The sequence below is a fragment of the Tatumella saanichensis genome (genome assembly GCF_000439375.1).
In the GTDB taxonomy this organism is placed as follows: Bacteria; Pseudomonadota; Gammaproteobacteria; order Enterobacterales; family Enterobacteriaceae; genus Tatumella; species Tatumella saanichensis.
The window spans coordinates 1-5,097 of record NZ_ATMI01000045.1 but is presented as its reverse complement, the minus strand read 5'-3'; the positions used below and the strand labels follow the sequence as shown (position 1 = coordinate 5,097).

The window sequence follows — 5,097 nt, the reverse complement described above, 5'->3', positions numbered from 1 at the left end:
GTAAACATGCCCGGCACCACTGCCTCAGTGCTGAACAGTTGCCGTGCATCGGTACCGCTGGTCATGTCCTCCAGGGACACATCGGCGAAATTACGGCGTACCGACTTAAGCATATTCTGGTACAGGGTGCTTTCCGCATTACGGCGACCAATTTGCTGCAGCAGTACCTGACGACTCTGGCTGAGCAGTTGTTCATCAGGCGTTATTTTCCATTGCGGCTGCTCAGGCAGTTGAGTGATATAGAACGCCCATAAATCCGCCGCCAGGCTTTGCCATAAACCGTCGGAGATACCCACCCGCGTCGGCTGCACGGTTTTCATCGTCTGGGCATACAACGCGCCATCGACGTTATCAGGACGGGCCATCATCAGCCAGGCTTTCAGCTGGTCGTAGCCCGGTTTCGAAAGCGCCGCACGCTGGTCGCTATTGGGAGCTGAGTTTGCCAGCGCACTGAGTTTTTGTACCAGCGCCGCATTGGCTGAGTCGCGGATCAGACGGTTATTGGCGACACCGTACCAAGGCAGCATTGCATCGAATAACAGCTGGTTATGGTTTAGACCGAAGCGCTGATATAACGGTGCCCCGTTGTGAATACGCTGCAGTAGACGACCGGCGTCATTTCGCAGGGCATACAGCGCCGTCAGTTGTTCATCCGTAACCGAGGGATGTTCTACCAGGGCATGCGCTTGCTGTGCCACAGAGATAATCTGTGAGCGGTTGACCGCGAAAGATAGCAACATGCCCGCTCCCCAGACGCCGAGCATGGCCAGCAGCGTCCAATTAAGGGTCTGTTGCCAAGGTATCCCTACACGACGGCCATATACCTGAGTACAATCATCAACAATCCCCTGCCAGGTTGGAGACAGGGTTAGTGCATGGCGGTGTGATTGCGGAGTATATGTCTCAACGTTAGCCATTTCCTCAGGCATAGGCTGGCTGTCCGGCAAGCTAAACATCATGCCACGCAGTGGAACACGTTGCTGTGACGCAAAGAGCCAGGGTTCCAGTTGCTGAACCCAGCGGGCGATACCCCCCTCTTTTAGGTGCTTGCTTAGACGTAGCAGGAAGTCGTGGCCATTATTGTGAGCGACCTGGCTCATCCCTTGCGTTCGCAGGGCCGGCAGTAACTGCTCCAGTTGGCGAGTAATATCGTCTGGTTGAGCGCGCAGTGGGAAATTGGCCCCTACCGTCTGTTGGTCGCGTTTTGCCTGCGACCACTGACTGTCGCACAATTGCCACAACCACACCGGAGCAGAATACCGGAGCAGTTCACTGATTTTTTCCAGTCCACGTAAATCATTATCGCTAATTTGTGGATTCAGAATAAGCGACGGCGGGAGTACACGTACAATACCGTCCAATGGACGCCCGCGTCGCAGTTTGCGCAGTGCGGTGTATTTTTCCTTATCAGGCTCAGCAGTCAGACTGCCGCCGTAAATCAGGACGGTACGCTGACCTTCAAGCCACTGGTTTTCCTGCAGGCCCGGTACCAGCTGTTCGATGGCCGCCTCATCGCCGGTGACCAGCAGCAGGCGAACTTTGTGGCGCCAGAAGGATCTGTGGCGGGACCGAAGATGATTGTTAAGACGGGTGAATACCTGACTCGGTTCGTTGCTCCCACCTGTCGATGTGATCAGTTCCTAGTCTAATACCTGCGGTCTATAGATCCCCTGATTTTTCCTCTGCTTCCACCGCCACCATATGGGCGACCCTATTAAGCCAAACAGCAAGACGGCAAACACAGCACTCCAAATCGTCCAGATTTTTTGAGCTGAAATCCCGAGTTTGTTCAAACTCTCCAGATTGATAAAGAGTACAAATGCACTTATCCCCGCCAGACCTACAATCAGGAGGAAGTATCCCCATGAACCATAGCGCGCATTGGATATTTGTTTTTTTTCAGTCACGTGAAAAGCTCCCTAGTAATCAAGCAAAGTGTCCCTGTTTGCTGTGCTATCTGACTGACCAATAACTGATCCTTATCCTTTTTAGTCACGGCCTCTGCCAGCATGGCTAAAGAAAGTGGCAAGGCAGCCTCTCCAGGAGGTCCAAAAGAGAGATCGATAGAATGTAAAGGTCTTTCCTCCGGCAGTGGCCAATGATGGCGAGTCGCGTATTGCATTATTTCAGCCGCTGTTTTCTCAGCGTCACCCAACAGCCAAACATATTCCAGGTTTTGCTTATCGGGCTGAACATAGTCAAAAAACATATCTAACTCATTTTTCAGCTTCCCCACTTCCAAAGGCATCATACGAGTAATGCCAGCGATAATCGGCAATGATTGCTGCTGAGCATAAGCAGATGAGGTAATAAGCTGAGCAGAGATAAACTCACTGGACTGCCCTGTACGTCCAGGGGGCCAATCCTGGAGACAAAGTACTAATATCAACCCATCAAAATTCTTTTCATCATAGAAAGCATCTAGAGTCTTCATGGAATAGATTAAATTAGGAATGAGATCCCATTGTTGAGAAATTAACTCAATGCGTTTTTCGTCAATTCTATCTGGGGACTGGTAAACATACACAGAGTGCAGGGAATAACGATATCCGGGATGTTGCAACTCCAGCTTTCTGTCTGTTTCCTTCATAAAATCTTGAAAGTTATACTGGGAGTTGAATAATGGGCGTACTTTTTTAGGAAATGCAGGAACTTTTTCCAACTCGTCCAGAAGTGCCTCCATTCCTTTCTCTTCCGGAGAAAACAAAACGTTACCAACCACGGCAAGCTGCTGTCGACTCCAGTTGCGCCATTCGGCTTTGGTTTGTTCTCTTTCGCAATCCCAGGCCCGACATGCTGCGACAGACTGCTCGTAGCGATTAAACACCCCCCCGAATAAGCATAACCAAATCAACGATGCGGGGAGAGCACCGTAGAAGAAAACTTCAGCATAAGTTACCTTTTTCCAGATCCATAAGCTTGAAATAGCCCCCATTATCAACATCAGTACTAATACGAGTATCCAGAACCAGAACTTTGGTCGTGGAAGAGATTTTTCATCAGGAATATCAGGGATAGGCCATGCCATAGTAAACTCGATTTTTATATATTTCATTAAAGATAAAAAACACACAGTGAATATTAGATTCCTTTTCCTTTACAATCTCTATCATTTAATAACCCCAAGCTAATTTCTATATCCTTATTTTCAATTTCAGGGATCTGTAATGGATAACCATCTTTATCCAGACGACCATAATACTCTTTATTTTCAGCCGTTATTTTATAGCACTGCCCCTCAGGGCTTGAATCCGAAAATGGATTAACTACCTGAATGTTTTGATTACGCTCGACGGTGACCGGTTTCGTTTGACAGGCAGTGATGAAAATCAGAGATATCAGGCCGGCAAGCAATAAGCTACTTTGAGATTTATTCTTCATTAATCATTCCTTTTTATCTTCTAACCCAGAGGGATGCAGTGTTTTAATTTTTCCAGTGGCGACTTTTTTCAATATCTCAGATATTCCTTAGGCCTTAGAATAGCTATCCGGAATAACAGGGATAAATTTCGCGTGACATGGGCAGGAACTAAAGCTATCAAGTGACCCCGCCAGAACCGAGCTTCCATCGAATGTATCTATCACTCCGCCTAAGATTTTGTAAGTTCCCGTGTGCAGACCGCAGCTAACCATATCTCCTTCTCTGGCAGCAGAAATGCCATACCATTGAAATGTGGGTTCGCCGGTAAGGATCTTGCCACCACAGGTGGTACTATCACCGACTCGTAAAAAGTAACCAACACTCATTGCGCATCCTCCATTTTAAAATGTTGTGGATATACGGAAAACATGACCCATTTACCAACGCTATTTATAACGAAGGGAATTTACCAGCCGGTCCCAGATTTCAATCATCTGCGCTTCACTGTAACGCGTTTTTTTATATTCACTGCCGAAACCAATGTTAAGATTCGGCTTATCCGGTGTGGCATCGCGCTCATTAGCATAAAGCATAAAATTATAGAAGGTGTTCTTTTCATCTTTTCCAGTTACCGGATCCCTGATGATTTGGATACCACCAAACAACCATGACTCCGCCGGAATACCATTTGGTGAGAGTGCCACTTTCTTTATACTGTACTGATTGGAGGTTTTAAGTGCCTCATTAATTTGTGCACTACGGTTAAACAGGGTGTCTTCCGAACCCTTGATTGTGTTATCCATATCGACACCAAAAACAAAATCATCATTTTCATACCGAAATGTGAGACTTTCTTTATGCTTTCCACCATCATCACGGATAAACCCATTCGGTATACACACGCCTTTAGCAGACGGAATATCCTCATCTTTTCTGCCGCTTAACCGCGATATCAGAGACTGCATGGCTGCTAGCTTGATAGGCTTAGTGTTAGTTTCCATCTCGGAGAAACCAGCATTGAGATATGTTTTTTTCTCCTCTTTATACTTATCAGCTGATAAGTCTAAAATCTTGGTAGTAATAATAAATGCAACAGCATTTACATAAACATGTGCTTCCAGATGTCGGAATGAATCTGCGGACCCTGAATTATTTCGATCAAAAATCACTCCTTTATTGCCCTGCAATTGAATAATTTGTTTGATGTAGGGTGCATTTTCTGGTTTATTCCCTAGTTTAGTTATTGCATCATTCAGCTCTTGCTTTCTTAACTGCACGCGCTGCTTAAACGCGGGTGGATAGAGCAACTTACTTTCAATTTTAAAATCATCGATAAAAATCATATCGTAAAGCCGGTTGTTAAACGACTCGGGAACGTCAATCACATAGCGCCCGATGCACTGTGGTTTGGTTTGCGCAAACAAACTATTTATCACTGAGCTTTCCTTCTGCACTGGCGTGGATGCCGTTACAGGGGTAATACAAAGTATTCCGGTAGCCAATAAGACCATACGTTCACAAATACATTGCATGGTGAGAATTCCTTTTCTGTATGCCTGGCGGGCCCTTCGGAAGAGACGAAGTGTAACGTCAGTCTCCATCTTTACCTGTTATTTATAGCGCAGGGAATTTACCAGACGGTCCCAGATTTCAATCATCTGCACTTCGCTGTAACGCGTTTTTTTATACTCACTGGTGAGTCCAATACCCAGTCTAGGCTTATCTGCTGTAGCATC

Annotated in this window: 6 protein-coding genes and 1 pseudogene; all 7 read right to left on the bottom strand. The window is 46.5% G+C overall.

Going from position 1 to position 5,097, the window contains the following annotated elements; all coding sequences use genetic code 11:
• A pseudogene (locus DW47_RS16500) lies at nt 1-1,586 on the bottom strand (ImcF-related family protein); the annotation flags it as partial.
• 54 nt (nt 1,587-1,640) lie between these two features.
• Nucleotides 1,641-1,907, bottom strand: a complete 267-nt coding sequence (locus DW47_RS17305) for a hypothetical protein (RefSeq protein WP_038027587.1) — start codon at nt 1,905-1,907, stop codon at nt 1,641-1,643.
• A complete protein-coding gene (locus DW47_RS0113260) occupies nt 1,904-3,028 on the bottom strand; it encodes a hypothetical protein (protein ID WP_029686906.1) in 1,125 nt (374 codons plus the stop codon). The genes DW47_RS17305 and DW47_RS0113260 overlap by 4 nt, the downstream gene beginning before the upstream one ends.
• 53 nt (nt 3,029-3,081) lie before the next feature.
• On the bottom strand, nt 3,082-3,381 hold the full coding sequence (locus DW47_RS0113255; RefSeq protein WP_029686905.1) for a hypothetical protein: 300 nt from the start codon (nt 3,379-3,381) through the stop codon (nt 3,082-3,084).
• 87 nt (nt 3,382-3,468) lie between these two features.
• Nucleotides 3,469-3,747, bottom strand: coding sequence for a PAAR domain-containing protein (locus DW47_RS17075; protein ID WP_071846649.1), 279 nt, complete (start codon nt 3,745-3,747; stop codon nt 3,469-3,471).
• Between the two features lie 60 nt (nt 3,748-3,807).
• Nucleotides 3,808-4,893 (bottom strand): T6SS immunity protein Tli4 family protein, encoded by a 1,086-nt coding sequence (locus DW47_RS0113250; RefSeq protein ID WP_029686904.1) that lies wholly within the window; start codon nt 4,891-4,893, stop codon nt 3,808-3,810.
• Between the two features lie 78 nt (nt 4,894-4,971).
• A partial coding sequence (locus tag DW47_RS17520; protein ID WP_241430759.1) for a T6SS immunity protein Tli4 family protein occupies nt 4,972-5,097 on the bottom strand: 126 nt, incomplete at its 5' end.